This is a genomic window from Pedobacter sp. 22163 (genome assembly GCF_052045595.1).
GTDB lineage: Bacteria > Bacteroidota > Bacteroidia > Sphingobacteriales > Sphingobacteriaceae > Pedobacter.
The window spans coordinates 128,689-147,576 of the sequence record NZ_JBQEPM010000009.1; the positions used below are offsets into that span (position 1 = coordinate 128,689).

Sequence of the window (18,888 nt, forward strand, 5' to 3'; positions counted from 1 at the left end):
TTTTTGTTTGTTAGCAATCTGTCATTCTGAACGCAGTGAAGAATCTCTAACCTAAAAATTACAAGACTAACAAAAAGTGGCTATTTCAGTACCTGCTGCTATGCATGAGATTCTTTGTACCTCAGAATGACAGGAATAAAAAAAAGGCCTGTGGGGACACAGACCTTGGATTATATTTCAAAACCTGAAGGTTTGGCTTAATTAAGCCAAATTCCTTCCCGCATTTACAATACCAAATACCGTTCTAACGGCAAGTTTTTCTAAAGCGTGCTGGTCTTTCTCGTTCTGATCATGTTGCAGTTTCTCTAAAGCAAAGTGCTGAATCAATACCAATGGTAAAATGATTTTTTCGCGGGTGGCGATTGATTTTTTATCTACAGGATAATTAGCCATTAATGTTGGCTGTCCTGAGAGTTTTAAAAGCATCTCCTTGGCTAATTCGAATTCGTTGTGTAGTTGCGTCCAAAAAGCACCAAACGCCGCATCTGCGGCCAAATGCGCTGTAATGGTAAAGTCTGATTTGCTCATACTCATCATACAGTTATCTACAATCGTTTTCAAATAATCAGAATCCTGATAAACTTTAAGCACTTTATCCCAATTTCCAGCTTTTTCCTGATTTTTTAAAGCTGTTCCCATTCCATAGAAGCCAGGAACATTCTGTTTCAGCATACTCCAGGCGGTAACAAAACTGATGGCCCTTAAATCTTCGAGCTTCATTTCGCCTCCACCGTTTCTTTTAACCGGGCGGCTACTAATGTTAGCTTGCGACAATAATTTTAAAGGAGATAATTTCTCTAAATAACTCACAAATAATGGGTGCTCACGCAGGTCGACAAAAGCTTTATAACTTTCTTCAGCCATTTCATCAAGCAGCGTTTTATTCTCAGGATCTAACAGAATATTATGTTTTTCTTTTAATCCGGAAGTAAGTCCTGCGTTGATTAATTGTTCGATATTAAATTCAGCACTTTCTACCGAACCATATTGAGAGCTGATGGTTTGCCCCTGAACGGTTAACTGCATATTCTTGTTCGCAATTTCCTTGCCCATAGAAGCATAAAAGCGATGTGTTTTACCTCCACCTCTCGCAGGCGGCCCACCACGGCCATCAAAAAACGCCAGCTGAATATTGTGCTTGGCAGAAACCGCAGATAATGAGGTCTTTCCGTTAAAAATAGACCAATTGGCCATTAAGTAACCACCATCTTTGGTGCTGTCAGAATAACCAAGCATAATGTCTTGTTTATTTCCACGGCTGGCTAAATGTGCCTTATAGAATGGATTGCTGTAAAGCGTATCCATAATTGCAGCGGCTCCCTTTAAATCGTTAACGGTTTCAAAAAGCGGCACAAAATCAATAGTCAACGATTCTTTACTCCAGCCATTCCAAAGGAAAAGCTCAATCAATTGCAAAATATCGCTCGCCTGTTGGCAATTACTGATAATAAAACGGTGACATGCTTTTTCGCCATTACGTCTTTGAATGCCTTTAATTTCTTTGATTACTTCAATGGTATCTTTTGTTAAGGCATCGGGCTCACTGGCATAAACAACCGTTGCCTCTTTAAAAGAGATTAAAGCTAATTTCTCCGCTTCGGATAGTTTATCATAATCAGTAGGATACAGCGAAGAAATCGGCTTATTTGAGCGGCAATAGGCATGTACACTTCTCAGCACACGGCTGTCCTGGCGAATATCAAGCGACGCGAAGTAGTTACCATATAAATCTATCTTACGGATCAGATCGTTAACCAGGTCAACAAACAAACCTTCGTGTTCGGCTAACAATGTTTCTTTAATCTTATTCAGGTTATCCCTTAGTTCATCAGAAATATCATGAAGCTCACAGGTCTGGTCGAAAGCATTTAGATACAGTACGTCGTGCAGTTTTGCGATATTTTCTTCAACACCTCTAAAGGTGATGCGGCGTTTAATTACCCTGAAATCGCGGTAATAACAACGGAAAAGGATCTGTCGCAACATTTTAGAAACTTCCAAAGTCGTATCGGCATGAATGTTCGGATTTCCGTCTCTATCCCCCCCAGGCCAGAAACCCAGCTCTAAAATTTTCTTGGTCTCCAGGTTATATTCATCAAGGTTCTGGTCTATCTCTTCCTGAATATTCGCCGCAGCGAAATAAAACGTATTTTCTAAAAACCAGGCCAGGTTTAAGGCTTCATCAACCGGTGTTGGCGATTTTTTGTTAAAAAATGGCGTTTTACCCAGTTGCTGTAACAGTGAGTTCATCGAAGTAAGGTCGTTATCACGAATGGCCTTAGTTAAATCGGTAATAATAGCCAATACACTTCCAGGATAAAATTGGGTTGGGTGTGCAGTTAAAACCAAACGAAGCGAAAGTTCGTCAATCAACTTCTCAATTTTTGATAACATCGGTTTGTTATCGGCATTCTTTTTTAATATAAATGCCAACGTACTCTGTTCATCAGTGGTATTTAACTTGGTAAAAGAAGCATCTTCAACGGCATCAAAAAGTACCACCTGACGTTCGATATACTGGATAAAACGGAAAAGCAGGTCAACAATGTCCTTAGGGTCGGTATAACTTGTATACTTGGCAAAAAATTCTTCGATAATCTGTGCAGGTTTTTCTCCGTTTGCAATGCCTTCTTCACAGCTCTTAAAAAACAGCGGAAGCAGTGTTCCGGTATCTTTAATTTTGTAAAAAGGCAAGGTGAGAAATAAACTGTTAAATAGTTCGAATTTTGAGATTACCTCATTATTAAAAATAGATTCTCGTTGCGTAGTTAAACGAAGTTTAGGCATAGCTTATGCAATAGTTTTGTATACCGTAATACTACAAAAAATGCATAAGGTATTAAAATTCTAAGGCTTACAATTTGGAAAATTGTAGAATAAATTTTAATTTTAGAATCTTATTTGGCTACTATGTGGTTAAGTAAGAACATTTGCAATGTTTAAGGGCATTGCATTGATTGTTAATTTTTTGGGTTAAAACAGCCGATGTAATAAAATACACCGGCTGTTTTTGTTTTTTGCCATTTTTTAGGGCATTTCTTTGCAAATTTTAGTGTACATCGGCAGGAATGTTTGCATTTTTCTTAAACTTTTGAAGATAAAGCAAGGGGATAGAGAACAACATGATCAACCCTGCAACCCAATAAGCATCGTTATAAGTAAGTAGCATGGTTTGTTTAATTACCGAACCTTCAATTGCTTTCATGGCCATTAATTTGGCATCAATAAACGATGATCCTTTGGCCATAAAACCACTTGTTAATGCATTTAATTTCTGAACAAATGCGGGGTTATATTCATTAACATTAGCAAGTAAGCTACTTCTATGGAAACCTGAACGGATGTGAATTAGTGTTGTTAACGCGGCAATACCAAAAGACCCACCTAATTGCCTGCTCATGTTATTCAAACCAGAACCCTGGCCAATCTCTGCGCCAGACAAATCCTGCATGGCTAAAGTTGTTAATGGTACAAACAATAAAGCCATACCAAAACCTCTGATCACCAATGGCCAGAAGAAATCTCCTGTTCCGGAAGCCAATGTAGAATTGCTTAACATCCAACAGAAAACGAAGAATAAAAACATGCCTCCTGTAGCCATAAATTGTGCAGGAACACCCTTTTTAAGCATAATACCAATGAAAGGCATCATGGCGATCGTACAAATACCACCTGCAATAAATAGCTTACCTGTTTGTAGAGGGGTAAAGCCTAAAAGGTTTTGCGCAAATACGGGGAACACGAATACTGAGCCATATAACCCAAACCCTAAAATGAAGGAGGTAAACATACCGATAGAAAAACTCCGTTTCTTCATAATCCTCAGGTTAACGATCGGGTATTCGGTAGCGGTTTCTCTCCAGATAAATAAAAGCAAACCAAAAACAGATACTACAGCTAAAGCGGTTATATATGGTGTAGAAAACCAGTCTTCACTTTCGCCTTTTTCAAGTACCGTCTGCAAACTACCAACTGCAATCGCCAATAGTGCTATCCCCCACCAATCAACTGGTTTACCTTTTCCATCTTTTGGCGTCTCTCGAATAAAAGTGTAGGTACAATAGGCGGCGAGGATTCCGACGGGAATATTTACATAAAATATCCAAGGCCAATCTGCTATCTCCAAAATATAACCGCCAATCGTTGGCCCCACGGTTGGACCAACAACGGCACCTAAACCAAACAGTGCAGTAGCAATACCCACATCCTCACGTGGCCAGGTTTCGATCAGAATAGCTTGTGCTGTTGAAATTAATCCGCCGCCGGCTACTCCCTGCAAAATCCTAAACAAAATAAGTTCATTTAAAGATGTTGCGTTTCCACATAAAAAGGAAACAAGGGTAAAAACGATAATGGAGGTTAAGAAATAATTTTTACGCCCGAAACGACTCCCCAACCAGCCCGACATAGGCAGGACGATTACGTTCGCAACGGCATATCCAGTAGATAACCAGGCGATATCCTCCAGGGTAGCGCCCAGGTTTCCCTGTATTTGTGGAATCGCCACGTTTACGATAGTCGTATCAATCAGCTCCAATAATGACGCTGTAATTACCGTAAACGTAATAATCCACTTTTTTAAACCTACTTCGGCCATTTTAGTACTTATTTAGTAGATACTGATGCTTTAACGCTCATTCCTGGGCGCAACTTAGCCAACAGTTCTTTTGATGGATGGATTTTGATTTTAACTGGTACACGCTGAACAACTTTAACGAAGTTACCAGTTGCATTATCAGGAGGTAATAAAGATCCTTTTGCACCGGTAATTGGAGAGAAATTATACACTTCACCTTCAATTTTTTCGTCTGGATAAGCATCAACCTCAATTTCTACTTTAGAACCTTCTTTAATTTTCTCCAATTGAGTTTCTTTAAAGTTCGCCGTTACATAAATGCTTCCGTCATTCACGATAGAAAATAAAGATTGACCAGCCTGAACCAATTGTCCTTTTTGAACATTCTTTTTAGACACAATACCGGTTGCAGGGGCTTTAATATCTGTATATGATAATTGAAGTTTAGCAAAATCGATATCACTTTGACGTTGGCTGATTACATTGCTGCTCACTGCCAACTGTGATTGTGTGGTACCAACTTGTTTAACCGCAGCATTATATTGATCTTGCGCTGCACGATATGCTGCCAGAGCAGATTGTCTGGCCGCTTCTGCAGATTCCTTACTCGCCTTAGCCTGATCGAAAGCTTGTTGTGTGATTGAACCGTCTTTTACCAGATTTTCGTAGCGATTATAATCTTTCTGCGCTAAATTTAATTTAACATTGGCAGCCTCAACATTTGATTTTGCAGCATCAACGTTTGCTTTTGCGGTTCCAGTATTTGCCTGGGTAGCTACAATTTGCGATTGCGCCACACCAACACCTGCGCTTGCACCTTTCTGACCAGATTGTGCCTGCTCTAATTTAACTTTATAGTCATTGTCATCGAGCTTTACCAAAACCTGTCCTTCGGTTACATGTGTATTCTCTTCAAAATTAATCGCCGCAACATAACCGCCAACACGGGCAACAACAGGACTGATATCGCCATCAATCTGGGCATCATCCGTATCTACGTGTTTGCTATAATAATTCCACTCTGTAATCCCGAAGATTATGCCTATTACTAGTAAAACACCTAAAATGATGGGTACTACTATGTTCTTTTTTTTCTTTTCAGTTGTCATTGCTGTATTTATTGCGTTATTTTTCCTGTTGATTTTAATAGGGTATAGTAAGCCAGACCTGCGTCTGCCTTAGCTATCTCTAAGTTTATTTTTGCCTGGTACAATAAGGTTTCAGCATCGATACGATCGGTAACCGAAGCCACATTGTTTTTATATTTTGAGGCCAATAACTTATCGTTTTCTGTTGCTTGTGCAATAGAGGTTTCCAATACCTGGATTTTGTTCATCGCCACCTGGTAACCTTGAAAGTTTTTGTTGATATCTGTTTTTACCTGGTCAGATAAAATGTCTTTCTGAATGTTGATTGCACTTTTCTGAACCTTCGCTTCGCTTACCTTGTTCTTGTTTGTCCAAAGGTTGCCGAAATTCCAGGAAACTGTTGCGCCTAATGTAATGGGCATTAAATATTGGTTGGTTGGCGGGATAAAATTGCCACTTGGGTTAATGTAATATAAGTTTGCACCAACACCAACGGTAGGCAACGTATTTGCTTTGATGGTTTTAATGTTAAAATCGGCAACTTTGTTCTGCACATCAAGTTGTTTTAGCTCCTGGCGGTTAGCCATTGCCTGCCCGATGTATTCATTTAACGATCCTGGGGTTTTTAAGCCAGCTGTTGGATCAACAATTTTCACTTCAGTATCTTCTGGTAAACCTAGTAAGATATCCAGGTTATAATTAATCACTTTGCGGTTGCTCTCGATATCCATTTGCGTTAGCGTAACGTTTGCCTGTTGCAATTGAAAACGCAATACATCGTTTTTAGTTACAATGCCCTGCTCGAAGAAACGTTGTGCCTGCTTAATCTGTGCAGCAATTGATTCTAGATTCTGATCAACCACTTTTCTGCTTTGCAATACTTTGTATAAAGCGTAATAAGTATTAATAACAGCATAGGTAATTTCTTCTTTGCTTTTATCAGCATCTAAACGTGCAACATCTGCCAGTAATTTAGTCGATTCTTTAGCGTACCTTAATTTACCTCCACCATATACCAATTCTTGTACTGCTGCTGTTCCCACAAAAGCATCTGCTCTTTTAGGTAAATGAAAAGACGATTCACTACCGGGTAATGTAAAAGTAGTAGTTGGTATTTCAGCGTGATTGTACATAAAACTTGCATTTGCCGTAGGCAAAACATTGTCTTTTACAACCTCCAGCTGTGCAACAGCCTGATCGATTTTGTTTTGAGAAAGTTTTAAGTTTTTACTGTTGGCTATGCCAAGTTCTATTGCCTGGTTAATGTTTAATTCTTTCGGGCCCTGTGCAAACAAAGCTCCTGGAATTAATGATGCCACAAGCATTAATCTTATTGATCTGGGTATCATTTTTTTGTTGTTAAATAAACTGTTGTTAGATCTTGTAAGTGAGCGATTGTCCGCTCCTTAATCATTTTTTTATCTTTCGGGTTATTCAAGTCGAAGTTGGAGCATGATATCACCTTATGGGGAGCAATAACAATGTTGGTTATGGTGCCCATAATAGTGGCGATTACCATCCGAACGTCTACCTTGTTAAAGGTTCCATCTTCAATCCCATCTGTAATAATGCGATCGATAAGCTGCATGTTGTGGCTCATGGCGTCTTTTATCTTATCGTACATTTCTGGCCTTTGGGTTAAAGAAAGCTCTCTGTGCATCATTTTATGAAACGCAGTGTTATTCAGAATCCTATTTACATAGCCCTCTATAACCCTGTGCAATTTTTCTAATGCCGAAATCTTATCTTCATTGATGATTTTTAACTGAGATGCAAAACCAGCAATACGCTCGTTCATAATCTCTACAAAAACCCCTTCTTTAGAACCGAAATAATAATTTATCATTGCCATGTTTGCTCCAGATTCCTTGGCAATCTGGCGGGTGGAGGTACCCTCATACCCGGTCTCGCAAAACAACTTTTCAGCTGCCTCGAGAATGGCCTGTCTTTTATCTACTTTTTCTGTTTTCATTTCTTTTTGACGGCACAAAATTAATCAAACGATTGATTAATTTCCAAATGTTTCCCTACTTCTTTTACATTATCTTGATAAAACCCTATTTTTAAATGAAATAACCATCCATTACAATGAAAAATAAGTTCTTTTTAGCTTTAACTTTCTCATTTGCCCTATGGTTCTTATGTTCATTTATTGGCAGCCAAAGAAAAATTCAACAGAGTTGGATCAGAATCAATTTGCTTGGCTACCCCATCGAAAGCGTTAAAGTTGCTGTGTGGGCAAGCAAAACAGGCGAGATTCCTATCCAATTTGAAATTGTAGAAAAGGAAACCAATAAAATTGTTTATACCTCTACCAATATTAAAAGCTTTGGCAGCTATGGTCCTTTTAGCCAAACCGCCCGATTAAATTTCAGTGATTTTAAAAGTGCAGGGCATTTCTACCTCAGGGTAAATGGTACTGTTTCTCCCCTGTTATTGATCAACAACGATGTGTACAAAGGTGCGGCAGATTTCTGTCTACAATATATGCGCCAGCAACGGAGTGGTTTTAATCCGTACTTAAAAGATAGCTGCCATACCCACGATGGCTTTGTTTTATATGGCGCCAAAGCTGGCATTAAAGACAGTACACACTTTGATGCTTCTGGTGGTTGGCACGACGCCAGCGATTACCTCCAATATTCAACTACTTCGGCAAATGCGGCCTATCACCTGTTAATGGCTTATCGCGACTTCCCTCAAATATTTAGCGACCAACAACAGGCAAATGGTTTAGATGGAAAAAACGGCCTTGCTGATGTTCTGGACGAAGCTAAATGGGGATTGGATTGGCTGTTGAAAATGCACCCACAAAAAAAAATCATGTTTAACCAACTGGCCGATGACCGCGATCACATCAATATGCGGATTCCAAAAGAAGATAATCAATACGGAAAAGGTTTTGAGCGTCCGCTCTACTTTATTACCGGCGAAACACAGCAGCGGGGCAAATTTATGAACAACACTACCGGGACCAGCTCTACTGCAGCTAAATTTACGAGTGCTTTTAATTTAGGATCGGTTTTATTTAAAGATGTAGATCGAGATTACGCCAGATTACTTGCTAAAAAAGCCAAAACCGCCTATAAATTTGCATTACAAAAACCTGGGGTAACGCAAACTGCATCCGTAAAGTCGCCTTACATTTATGCTGAAGACAATTGGGTTGATGATATGGAACTGGCCGAAACATCATTCAATTTCGGAAGAGAAAAGATCGATCGAAAGAAAATAACGCAGGCCCTAAGCTACGCCCAGCAAGAAAGCACCACGCCCTGGCTACAAAAAGACACCGCAGCGCACTATCAATATTACCCATTCATTAACCTTGGCCATTACGAAATTGCCAAGCAAGATTCGAAAGGCAAAACAGCCATCAACTATTATCAACAAGGCATATCGCAGGTTTGGAGCCGTGCAAAAAACAATGCCTTTTATCGTGGTATTCCTTTTATTTGGTGCAGTAATAACTTAACCGTTGCCTTTGCCATGCAGTGCAGCTGGTACTCGGCATTAAGTGGCGATAAAACTTATACCGAGCTGGAACAGGCCAACTTCGATTGGCTTTTTGGCTGTAACCCCTGGGGAACGAGCATGGTTTATGGTCTGCCTCAATGGGGAGATACGCCAAGCGATCCGCATTCTGCCTTTACCCATTTAAAAAATTATCCCATAAACGGCGGATTGGTTGATGGACCTGTTTATACGAATATCTATAAAGGATTAATCGGAATCAAACTCAATGACACTGATGAATATGCTGACTTTCAGAGCGACCTGGCCGTTTACCACGATGATTATGGAGATTATAGCACCAACGAACCCACAATGGATGGAACAGCATCTCTTATTTACTTATTAGCGGCCAAGGAAGCACAGGCTAAATCCGACCATAAAACTTATAGCTTGGGCGCGAACATTCGGGGCGATTCTACCCAAAAGAAAATCTACCTGGTTTTTACGGGTGACGAATATGCTGATGGCGGTGAAAAAATAAGCAGGGTGCTGGCACAGGAGAAAGTTAAAGCATCCTTTTTTCTTACCGGAAATTTTTATCGGAACCCAAATTTCCAATCATTGATCAAAAAACTAAAAAACGACGGGCATTACCTCGGTCCACATTCTGATAAACATTTATTGTACTGCGATTGGAATAAACGCGACAACCTCCTCGTTACAAAAACAGATTTTGAAACCGATTTAAGTAACAATTATCAGGCAATCGCCAATTTTGGAATCAATAAAGAAGCGGCAAGCTATTTTTTGCCTCCTTACGAATGGTACAACCAAACTATAGCAGATTGGACCAAAGCCCAGGGCTTGCAATTGATCAATTTCACTCCGGGCACACGATCCAATGCTGATTATACCTACCCCGAAATGGGAAAAAGCTATCGATCGAGCGATGAGATATACAGATCGATTACAACTTTTAACGAAACAAAACCCAATGGTTTAAATGGTTTTATCTTGCTGTTGCACATCGGTACCGATGCCAGAAGAACTGATAAATTTTATAACAAGTTGGCAAAATTGATTACTTATCTGAAAAAGGATGATTATAAATTGGCTAGAATTGATAATTAATTAGAATATTGGGTACAATGACAAATTAAAATTTAAAATAAATATTAACTTTGCCTCCAAATAACAAAAAACATGAGTGTACAAGAGAACAGCAGCAATAATTTCAACTGGTTATATTATGCATTAGGTTTATTCTTCGGAGTTTTAACCGGAGCAATCATTACGCAAAACTACATTTTCGCTTTGTTAGGTGGTGTTTTAGGTTTGTTAACAGCAGGCTTATTTTTAAACGCTATCGTAAAAGGAAGAAAATACTAGTTTTTAGCCTTTTATACAATTAGATCCTTTTAAGGATTAAAATTTAATTCCACAGCATATGAGACCGTTATGATTTTACCAATAGCTGTAAAATCATGATTGCTCATCGCTACTGAAAACAAAAACCTACAAATGAAAAATATCTTCATTGTTGTTTTCGCTCTTCTTTGTTTTAGCGCAAAGGCTCAACAGCCCGCTACCGCTGAAGTAAAATTTCCCGTTGCAGACCCAAGTCCTGCAGATATTGTTTATTTTCCGCTTAATGCCCCAAAGGCAAAGGCTGGCGACCCAACAAAACCGGTTATAAAGATTGTTTATTCGCGCCCACAGAAAAAAGGACGTGATATTTTTGGCGTTTTAGAACAGTATGGAAATATTTGGCGTTTTGGTGCCAACGAAAGTACAGAGGTTCGTTTCTTCAAAAAGGTAAGTATTGGCGGCAAAAAAATCAAAGCTGGTACCTATAGCTTATTCGCTATTCCAAATAAAGATACCTGGACGATTATTGTAAATAGCGAAACCGATAAATGGGGTGCTTTTACTTACAATCAGGCTAAGGATATTGTTCGTGTAAATGTTCCGGTTAAAACCCTGGCTAAACCGATCGAATATTTCTCCTTAACCTTTACAGAGATTACCGGAGGTGCTAATCTGGTTATTGGCTGGGACAGAACGCAGGTAGAGTTACCAATTAGTTTCTAAAAAAATAAGAAATAAAACAAAAAAGCCCCAATAACCAGGGCTTTTTTGTTTTATTCGCTTTTAATTTCTTCGCATCTAAGAATGACGACCTTAATTTGAAACGAGTTTTTTAGCTTCGCTTTCCCCAGTGACGAATACTTTGTAAACCTGGGTGATTTTCCATTCGCCTTCTTTATCCTTCTCGATGATTACAAAGTTTTGTTGTGCGCCATCAAACAATTCGTAATTGATATCTACACGTGCAATCACCAGGGCATCGGTTTCAGAAACGATGGTTGAACTAATATTGCAGTCGCGCTGTACTACGCCTTCATTTTTCTTCATTTGGCTTAACACATCACTTGCTTTATGTTTAATTACCCTTATATCTCTATTCGAAGTAAAAACAGCATCCTCGCTTAAAACCGCTTTTAACTTTTTATAGTCAGAATTCATGTAGCTGTCCATATAATAATTTATAACCGATTTATGGCTTGCAGTTGGTTTTTCAGCTGCAAAAACATTATTTGTGATTGTAATACCTAGTAATAAAATCACTAAAGCTTTTAGTCTCATAACTATCTGTGTTTTTTTTATTAAAGGTCGGGCGGAACTGATAAAAATAATATGCCGATAACACCATAATGCTGAGGTAACTAAAATGTGATAAAAGAAAAGGTTATGTTACCATTTGTTTGATTAAATGATAACATAACCTTCTTTCAGGGCTTTAATTATTATGGGTTTTGCTGTCCGGCCAAGCCAGAATTAGCTTCCATTTCTGCCCTTGGTATTAAAAACTGCCATTTAACGTCTCCGGCAGGTATAGTTAATGTGCCTGCAACAGAAGCAGAAACGTAGTTAGGAACAACCGTTCTATCCAGCGGTAGGTTTAAACGTTTTAAATCTAACCACCTGTGGCCTTCTCCCCAAAGTTCAATTCTTCTGTTAAAAAGAATCTCATCAATTAAGGCCTGTCCTGTATTTACCGAAATCACCGCACTTGGGTCTCTCTGTTTAACCAGGTTAAATAAAACCGTTCTGGCAGCTGCCTCACTTCCAGGAGTTTTTGCATAAGCCTCAGCCAAAACCAGGTACATTTCTGAGGTACGCATTAAAGGAACATCACCTAAAGATGGCCCGCCAACTTCTTTAACTGAAAATTTACGGCTCATATAAGGTTGACGAGCAAAATTTGTGGCCGGCAACGGAAAATTAACGGTAGTTGGTACTGGTTCCCACATTTTTTTTCGAACATCCGTAGCTGATATCTGATTATATAACGCCGAATTAATTCTTTTTGGATTTCCACGCATAAAGCTTGTATTTGCGTTATAAGCAATCTGCGCAAAATACGACCCAAATGTATCACCCTGATCTAATGTTGGCATAGAAGACCATATAAATTCGCCTAACGTTGCGTTATTAAAGCCCGCCTGATAATCAGTAACAGACAATAGCGGATATTGGTTGGCATCTACAATATCTTTGGCATATTTAATGGCATTGGGATAATCCTGCATAACCAAGGCAACCCTCGCCCTAATGCCTTTTGCTACCGCTGCACCTGCATGGCTCTTATTCGATGCTGTGGCATTTAGCGAAATAGCAGTTTCTAAGTCGCTAACAATTGCAGCATAGACACTTTCTACAGTTGCGCGTGGTTTATTGGTATCGGTTGAGGCCAATAAAAGTGGCACACCAAGCTGATTGTTCGGCTTCGCTGCTGCATCGTAGCGTTTACCAAAAAGCTGTATCAAACCAAAATAAGCGTATCCCCTTAAAGTTAGGGCTTCCGCTTTAACTGTGTTTTTATCTGCAGCTGCACCAGAGGCCTGATCAATGTTATCGATGATGTAATTCACATTTCCAATAATACGGTAATAGGTACGGTACATATATTCCAGCATGGTACTATTATCGGTACGGTGACTAATCCACGATCCCCCATCAGAGGTATACCAGTTGGATGAAGATATGCCAATGTCTTCACCCATAAAGTCCATGTAAAGCATTATTCCGCCTACACCAGGCTTATTCTGTGCCGATGTGGATACCACTGTTGTTGTACGTTCGTACATATACCGGTAAACACCGTTTAAGGCATTTTTTGCATTTGCTGCTGAAGTAAATAAAGCCGAATTATCAACCTGATCTGTCGGTTTTGTATCGAGATAATCTTTTTTACAGGCCGTAATGCTTAATAGGCTGAAACCTGCAAAAAGTAAATATTTTTTATATTTCATGATAGTAACTTTTAAAGTGAAACATTGATTCCGAAACTAATCATCCGCGAAGGCACATAATTAGTTGTATTTAAACCCGTGAACGATTCGGTCGGATCCATTCCTTTGCGTTTGGATATTAAACCTAAGTTTTCGCCTGCAGCAAACACCCTAACATTGCTTAAAGTAGCACCTCTAATCCAGCTTTGTGGCAAAGTGTAAGATAGATTTACGTTGCGGAAAGCAATGTAAGAGGCATCGACCAACCAACGGCTGGAGGTACCGTTAAACTGGCCGGAACGACCAATATCCAATCGTGGAATATCGGTAACCTGGCCAGGTGTCATCCATGAGTTTAATGCATCAACGTGCAAGGCCGAACCATAGGTGGTAGCCATTAGCCCCTGATAGTTCTGATCGAAGAATTTACCCCCTATCTGATACGTGATTAGGAATGATAGCCCAAAGTTTTTATAATTAAAAGTATTGGTAACCGATCCGTATAAATCTGGAATGGCAGATCCGGAATAATCAGAACGGGCATTGTTAATATCCGTAGTTAAAACACGGCCATTAACCGTACGCAGATTGGTTGTTACGCCAGCATTAGGCTCAAATAAAGCCGAACCATCTGTTGGATCTACTCCGGCCCATTGGCGCAGATAATAGGCGTAAATATCGCGGCCAACTTCAAGTCTTTTCGTTCCACTGGTTACGGTTGGCGTTTCTGCCGGCATTTTTGTGATCTTGTTTTTTAACCAGGACCAATTACTTAATAAGGTCCAGTTGAAGTTTTCAGATTTTAGAATATCTCCGCTTAATTGCAGATCGATTCCTGTATTATACATAGAACCAATATTGCGACGGATAGAAGTAATTGGATCAGACAATGGCTGAGGTACCGCAAACAATAAGTTTGATGAGCCACGTTTGAAATACTCAATCTCACCCCTCAGACGATTTCTAAATAAACCAAAAGCTATTCCGGTATTAAAAGTGTTTACCGATTCCCATTTTAACTCTGGCGTTGCAGCTGTGGCCAATAACAAACCTGGCTCGCTGCCATTGTTCCAGCCCAATTCGTAAAAAGCCTGGTAATTGTAGTAAAGGCTATTGTGTTCAAAAAGGTTTGCATCAACTAAATTATCATTTCCTACCTCACCATAAGAAGCTTTCAGGCGTAAATCACTGATCCAACCTATGTTTTTCATGAAATCTTCCTTGTTAACTGCCCATGATGCTCCCGCAGAGAAAAATGTTCCCCATCTCGATTTTGATGATAAACGCGAAGTACCATCGCGCCTGATAGAGGCATCTACAAAGTATTTTTCCAAATAATTGTAACCCACTTTACCGAAATAAGATTCTACACGATAAGTATCTTTATATCCTCCCGCATCACTAGGGGTTACAAAATTCGGGAATTCCGTATTTCCATCCAAAATCTGGCTTTGTTTGGTTGCACTTAACCTGCGCCAATCGTAGTCGTAGTTTTCATGTCCGGCCAAAGCATTTACACTATGATTGCCAAATGTTTTGCTGTACGATAATACCTGATTGAATGTATAACTCTGCGTTGGTGTGCTCCGTTTTGTTGATGAACCACCAACGGTACTCCCGTCTCCTACAATCGGGTTTCGGTATTCACTGCTGTACGAATTAATGAAATCGATGCTGAAGGTCGGTTTAAAAGTAAAATCTTTTAAAAACTTAATCTCGGCATATGCTCTACCATTTAAGGCAAGCCTGCGGCTGGTTACATCGTTTAGCAAAGTCTCGTAAATTACATTTCGACCAGCTAAGGCACCTTGTGGCCTATTAACAGAACCAGGGTTTCCTCCGTAATCATACCATTGCTCGCCTGTGGTAGTTAAAACCGGATTACCATTGGCATCAAAAGCATGTATTGGATAAATAGGACCAATAGTTCTGGCAAAATTGAAAACATTCACAAAAGCAGTGGCACTCCCGGTTGAGGCGTCTTGCGCTAAATTTCCGTTCGATAAACTTCCCGAAAGGTTTACACCTGTTTTTAACCAAGGCCGTAATTGGGTATTGGCATTAACACGGGCATTAAACCGCTCGAAATCTGTTTTAATTAAATAACCGTTATCCTTCAGGTAATTCATAGAGAAATAATAGTCCGTTTTTTCATTTTTAGCGCTCGAATTAACATTAAACTCTGTCCGTTTTCCAACACGCGAAGCTTGCTTAAACCAATCGAAGTCATCGTAACGCAATTGTGCATTAGGGTTCAGTTTGCCATCAACACCTACAATCTGGTTATTCGGTACGTTAAACGGATTATATATCAATTGGCCTTGAATGGTATTAGAAGCTTGTGTAGCTGCCGCAGACTCGCTTATGCCAGTTCCTGTAGCGGGATAAACCAGGCTGTTTTTTAAAGCCTGCCACATCAAAGGATAGTAATCTAATGCCCCAACCCGATCGTATTCTGGTATGCCCCGCTTAGAAAAGCCTTGACTGTAGCTTGCATTTAATGTTGGTGTACCCGATTTACCCTTTTTTGTGGTAATGATAACCACTCCATTTGCAGCTCTTGAACCATAAAGTGCCGATGAGGATGCATCTTTCAGCAAAGAAATGCTTTCTATATCGTTGGCATTTATATCGCCAAGTTCGCCATCATAAACTGAACCGTCTAGTACAAAAAGAGGGCTATTCGATGCCGATATAGAACCAAATCCACGGATACGGATGGCCGAACTACTACCCGGCTGGCCGTTTCCGGAAGTTGTTACAACGCCAGGTGCAACGCCAGATAAAACGTTGGTAACGTTCGTAATAATGCGATTATCTAATTGCTTGGCACTCAAAGTAGCCACAGAGCCTGTAATTGCTTCTTTTTTGCTTGTTCCATAGGCTACGACAATTACATCCTGCAGGTTCTTAGAAGATGAAACCATGCGAATATTCAAGGTTTCGCCTGTTATTCTTACTTCCTGCTCAGTATAACCAACATAGCTTAGCACTAAACTCTGTGCATCTGCTGGTGCCAAAATCGAAAAGGTTCCTTGCCCGGTGGTTTGGGTTAATTGTGCGGTCCCTTTTATTTTTATAGATACGCCTGGCAATGGTAAGCCATCATCCGCATCAACCACTTTTCCGGTAATTGTTCTATTTTGCGCTACGGCATTTAAATAAGACAAAACCGTCACCATTAAAATCAATAGTAATTTTTGTTTCATGTTTGGGAATAAATAGTTAGTAATTAATTAGTTCAATAGGTTCTTAGCAGATGTGCACGTAAACCAAATCAATAAGCAATTTAGGTGCTGAGAAAATCCGAAAATGTGCGAAAATCACCATTCTGGATAGAAAGAGGCTTTAAACGCAAAAAAGCAAACCCCAATCCTGGCAGTTTGCTTTTTTAATCATTATTAACCTAAACAGGAAAAAACTTCTACAAATTGTCCTGCAAGAGCTTCAAAAATAGTTTCATCCCAACATTCTAAATATGCAGAAATCACCATTTATACTTTAGTTCAACCTACTCTTTCTATATTTTAAAGGGGTAATATTGAACGTGTGCTTAAATAACCTGATGAATGAACTTGGGCATTCAAACCCTACTAAACCTACTATTTCGCTTAAGGAATAAGTGGTAGTTTGCAATAGTTTTTTAGCCCTGTTTAGTCTTAACTGCACCAAAAACTGGTATGGGCTAATTTCATATGCTTCTTTAAATGTTCTTAGCAAATGGTTAACCGATAAACATGCCTGTTCGGCGATGTTTTCTAATGTTATATTCTGATTATAGTTGCTGCTAATGTATTCTTTAGCAAATGTTAATCTTTTTAAAACCTCTTCGCGGGTTTTTGTTTTGATAAAGCTGAGTTTATCCAATTTCTGGGCCACCTCTTTATCATAAATTTTATAATAGTTTAAAAGACAGTGGTACAGGTATTCATTAATCAGCATTTCGTCTTTCAAACCTTTATCGAGCTGACTTTTTAAATGCAGCACATTAAAGCGCATATCGCCAGAAAACGGATAAAGTGATTCGATAAACGGAGGTGTTTCCTGGGCTTCTTTTCCAGCAAGTAAATTTTCGTTACTGTTCGAAAAAGTATGATGAAAATCTTTAATAAAATTTTCGCCAAAAGAAACTGAAAATGTATTTACCGGGCTTATCGAATCTATTTTGCTGCTAAAATTTGTTCCGGCGTTTACTACGGCAAAAGTATCGGGGTAAATGCTAAACTTACGCTTGTTAATTTCGCAATCTTCGGTTCCGTTAAAAACGAATTTAATGGTATAAGCATCGTTCTGTTGCTCATAAAGGGCTTCGCAGGTGCTATCGCTTATTATTTTATTCCTATTGCTTAATTCTTTTACGTATCTCATAACATTAATCCTCATTGTAGTTACGCTGCTCCAATATGATAAAACGATTACCATAAGGATCAGAAAATTCGATACTTAAACCCTCACTCAGGTAAGCTGGTCTATTCTTAAAAATAACCCCTCTCGATTTTAGTCTGCAATAATCTTCTAAACAATCATCGCTGGTTAATACAATTTTATTTGTCTGGTTTTGATGCTTGTGTTCTGACAGGAAAATATTGGTCTCATGATCTGCTTTAACCATAATTCCTTTTTCCTTTTCAGAAATCATTGTCGATTCTGTAGGCATCCCTAAACAGTTGGCATAAAATGCATCTGCATCATTTAGTTGCTTTACTTGCACATAAAAGAATTTTGCAGATTGGTTCATTGCCTTGTTTAATTGTATGATGTAAAATTAAACTGAAATTGAACCCATAGCATCACCCAAAAAGGGTGATTTTCGCATTATTTTTTAGTAAAATATAGGTATAGATTAAATAAAGCGCTTTTCTTTGGCTGTTTTAATCGCTTCTGATTTGGAGTTTACATCGAGTTTGATGTAAATATTTTTTACATGGCTCCTTACGGTTTCCTGATCAATAAACAGATCGTTTGCGATTTGAGATTTTGTTTGTCCATTTGCAATCCGATCTAAAATCTCAGTTTCGCGTTTAGTTAAAGGAGAATTCAGGTTTTTTTGAAAAGAATGCATTACAATGCGCGCTACATTGGTACTCATGGCCCCTCCGCCTGTACTCACTTCTCTTACTGCATCTATAATTTTTGAGGCGCTCGAATTTTTGGTGAGGTAGCCACCTGCGCCCATGGTTAGGGCTTCGAATACCAATTCGGGCGAATCGAAAACGGTGAGGATAATAATATTCGCGCTAGGTAAGGCTTTTTTGATAAAAGGCAAAGCTTGCAGCCCATTGGTGCCGGGCATTTGAATATCGAGCAAAATCACATCCGGATGATCGGCCTCTAAGTGTTTTTTAGCTAAATCGTATGAAGCATAAGCGTTAACGACTACAAAATCTTCTACATCGCTTAATAACGATTCATAACCCATTCTTAAAATATCGTCATCTTCGATTAGAACAATTCGTAAATTCTGGCTCATTTT

The 18,888-nt window shown here is 39.2% G+C and carries 14 protein-coding genes; 3 read left to right on the forward strand and 11 right to left on the reverse strand.

Annotated features, from left to right (window positions below; all coding sequences use genetic code 11):
• Window positions 1–201: 201 nt before the first annotated feature.
• From ACTJKN_RS21710 to ACTJKN_RS21730, 5 genes are all read right to left on the reverse strand, one after another.
• Window positions 202–2,787 (reverse strand): phosphoenolpyruvate carboxylase, encoded by a 2,586-nt coding sequence (locus ACTJKN_RS21710; RefSeq protein WP_440827809.1) that lies wholly within the window; start codon window positions 2,785–2,787, stop codon window positions 202–204.
• Between the two features lie 262 nt (window positions 2,788–3,049).
• On the reverse strand, window positions 3,050–4,597 hold the full coding sequence (locus ACTJKN_RS21715) for a DHA2 family efflux MFS transporter permease subunit (protein ID WP_440827810.1): 1,548 nt from the start codon (window positions 4,595–4,597) through the stop codon (window positions 3,050–3,052).
• 8 nt (window positions 4,598–4,605) lie between these two features.
• The gene (locus ACTJKN_RS21720) at window positions 4,606–5,685 is read right to left on the reverse strand and encodes an HlyD family secretion protein (RefSeq protein WP_440827811.1); all 1,080 of its coding nucleotides are present in this window, start codon (window positions 5,683–5,685) and stop codon (window positions 4,606–4,608) included.
• An 8-nt stretch (window positions 5,686–5,693) separates the two neighbouring features.
• Complete coding sequence (locus tag ACTJKN_RS21725) at window positions 5,694–7,013, reverse strand: TolC family protein (RefSeq protein ID WP_440827812.1); 1,320 nt, start codon at window positions 7,011–7,013, stop codon at window positions 5,694–5,696.
• Entirely contained in the window at window positions 7,010–7,636 is a 627-nt protein-coding gene (locus ACTJKN_RS21730; RefSeq protein WP_230142921.1) for a TetR/AcrR family transcriptional regulator, read from the reverse strand. Before ACTJKN_RS21730 ends, ACTJKN_RS21725 begins: the two co-directional genes overlap by 4 nt.
• Window positions 7,637–7,752: 116 nt before the next feature.
• On the opposite strand from ACTJKN_RS21730, the gene ACTJKN_RS21735 reads away from it, so the two are divergent.
• From ACTJKN_RS21735 to ACTJKN_RS21745, 3 genes are all read left to right on the forward strand, one after another.
• Window positions 7,753–10,251 carry a glycoside hydrolase family 9 protein gene (locus ACTJKN_RS21735; protein ID WP_440827813.1) on the forward strand — a complete coding sequence of 833 codons (2,499 nt, stop codon included), beginning with the start codon at window positions 7,753–7,755 and terminating at the stop codon, window positions 10,249–10,251.
• Between the two features lie 72 nt (window positions 10,252–10,323).
• On the forward strand, window positions 10,324–10,509 hold the full coding sequence (locus ACTJKN_RS21740) for a hypothetical protein (RefSeq protein ID WP_025141696.1): 186 nt from the start codon (window positions 10,324–10,326) through the stop codon (window positions 10,507–10,509).
• A 132-nt stretch (window positions 10,510–10,641) separates the two neighbouring features.
• Entirely contained in the window at window positions 10,642–11,211 is a 570-nt protein-coding gene (locus ACTJKN_RS21745; protein ID WP_440827814.1) for a DUF2911 domain-containing protein, read from the forward strand.
• A 90-nt stretch (window positions 11,212–11,301) separates the two neighbouring features.
• On the opposite strand, the gene ACTJKN_RS21750 is transcribed toward ACTJKN_RS21745, so the two are convergent.
• The 6 genes from ACTJKN_RS21750 to ACTJKN_RS21775 all read right to left on the reverse strand — a co-directional run bounded on the left by ACTJKN_RS21750 (window position 11,302) and on the right by ACTJKN_RS21775 (window position 18,885).
• Complete coding sequence (locus ACTJKN_RS21750) at window positions 11,302–11,766, reverse strand: hypothetical protein (protein WP_440827815.1); 465 nt, start codon at window positions 11,764–11,766, stop codon at window positions 11,302–11,304.
• 161 nt (window positions 11,767–11,927) lie between these two features.
• Window positions 11,928–13,436, reverse strand: coding sequence for a RagB/SusD family nutrient uptake outer membrane protein (locus tag ACTJKN_RS21755; RefSeq protein ID WP_440827816.1), 1,509 nt, complete (start codon window positions 13,434–13,436; stop codon window positions 11,928–11,930).
• Window positions 13,437–13,447: 11 nt separating this feature from the next.
• Window positions 13,448–16,624 carry a SusC/RagA family TonB-linked outer membrane protein gene (locus ACTJKN_RS21760; RefSeq protein ID WP_440827817.1) on the reverse strand — a complete coding sequence of 1,059 codons (3,177 nt, stop codon included), beginning with the start codon at window positions 16,622–16,624 and terminating at the stop codon, window positions 13,448–13,450.
• 292 nt (window positions 16,625–16,916) lie between these two features.
• The gene (locus ACTJKN_RS21765) at window positions 16,917–17,783 is read right to left on the reverse strand and encodes a helix-turn-helix domain-containing protein (protein ID WP_440827818.1); all 867 of its coding nucleotides are present in this window, start codon (window positions 17,781–17,783) and stop codon (window positions 16,917–16,919) included.
• Window positions 17,784–17,787: 4 nt separating this feature from the next.
• Window positions 17,788–18,153, reverse strand: a complete 366-nt coding sequence (locus ACTJKN_RS21770; RefSeq protein ID WP_440827819.1) for a VOC family protein — start codon at window positions 18,151–18,153, stop codon at window positions 17,788–17,790.
• 105 nt (window positions 18,154–18,258) lie between these two features.
• A complete protein-coding gene (locus tag ACTJKN_RS21775) occupies window positions 18,259–18,885 on the reverse strand; it encodes a response regulator (protein ID WP_440827820.1) in 627 nt (208 codons plus the stop codon).
• Between the last annotated feature and the right edge of the window lie 3 nt (window positions 18,886–18,888).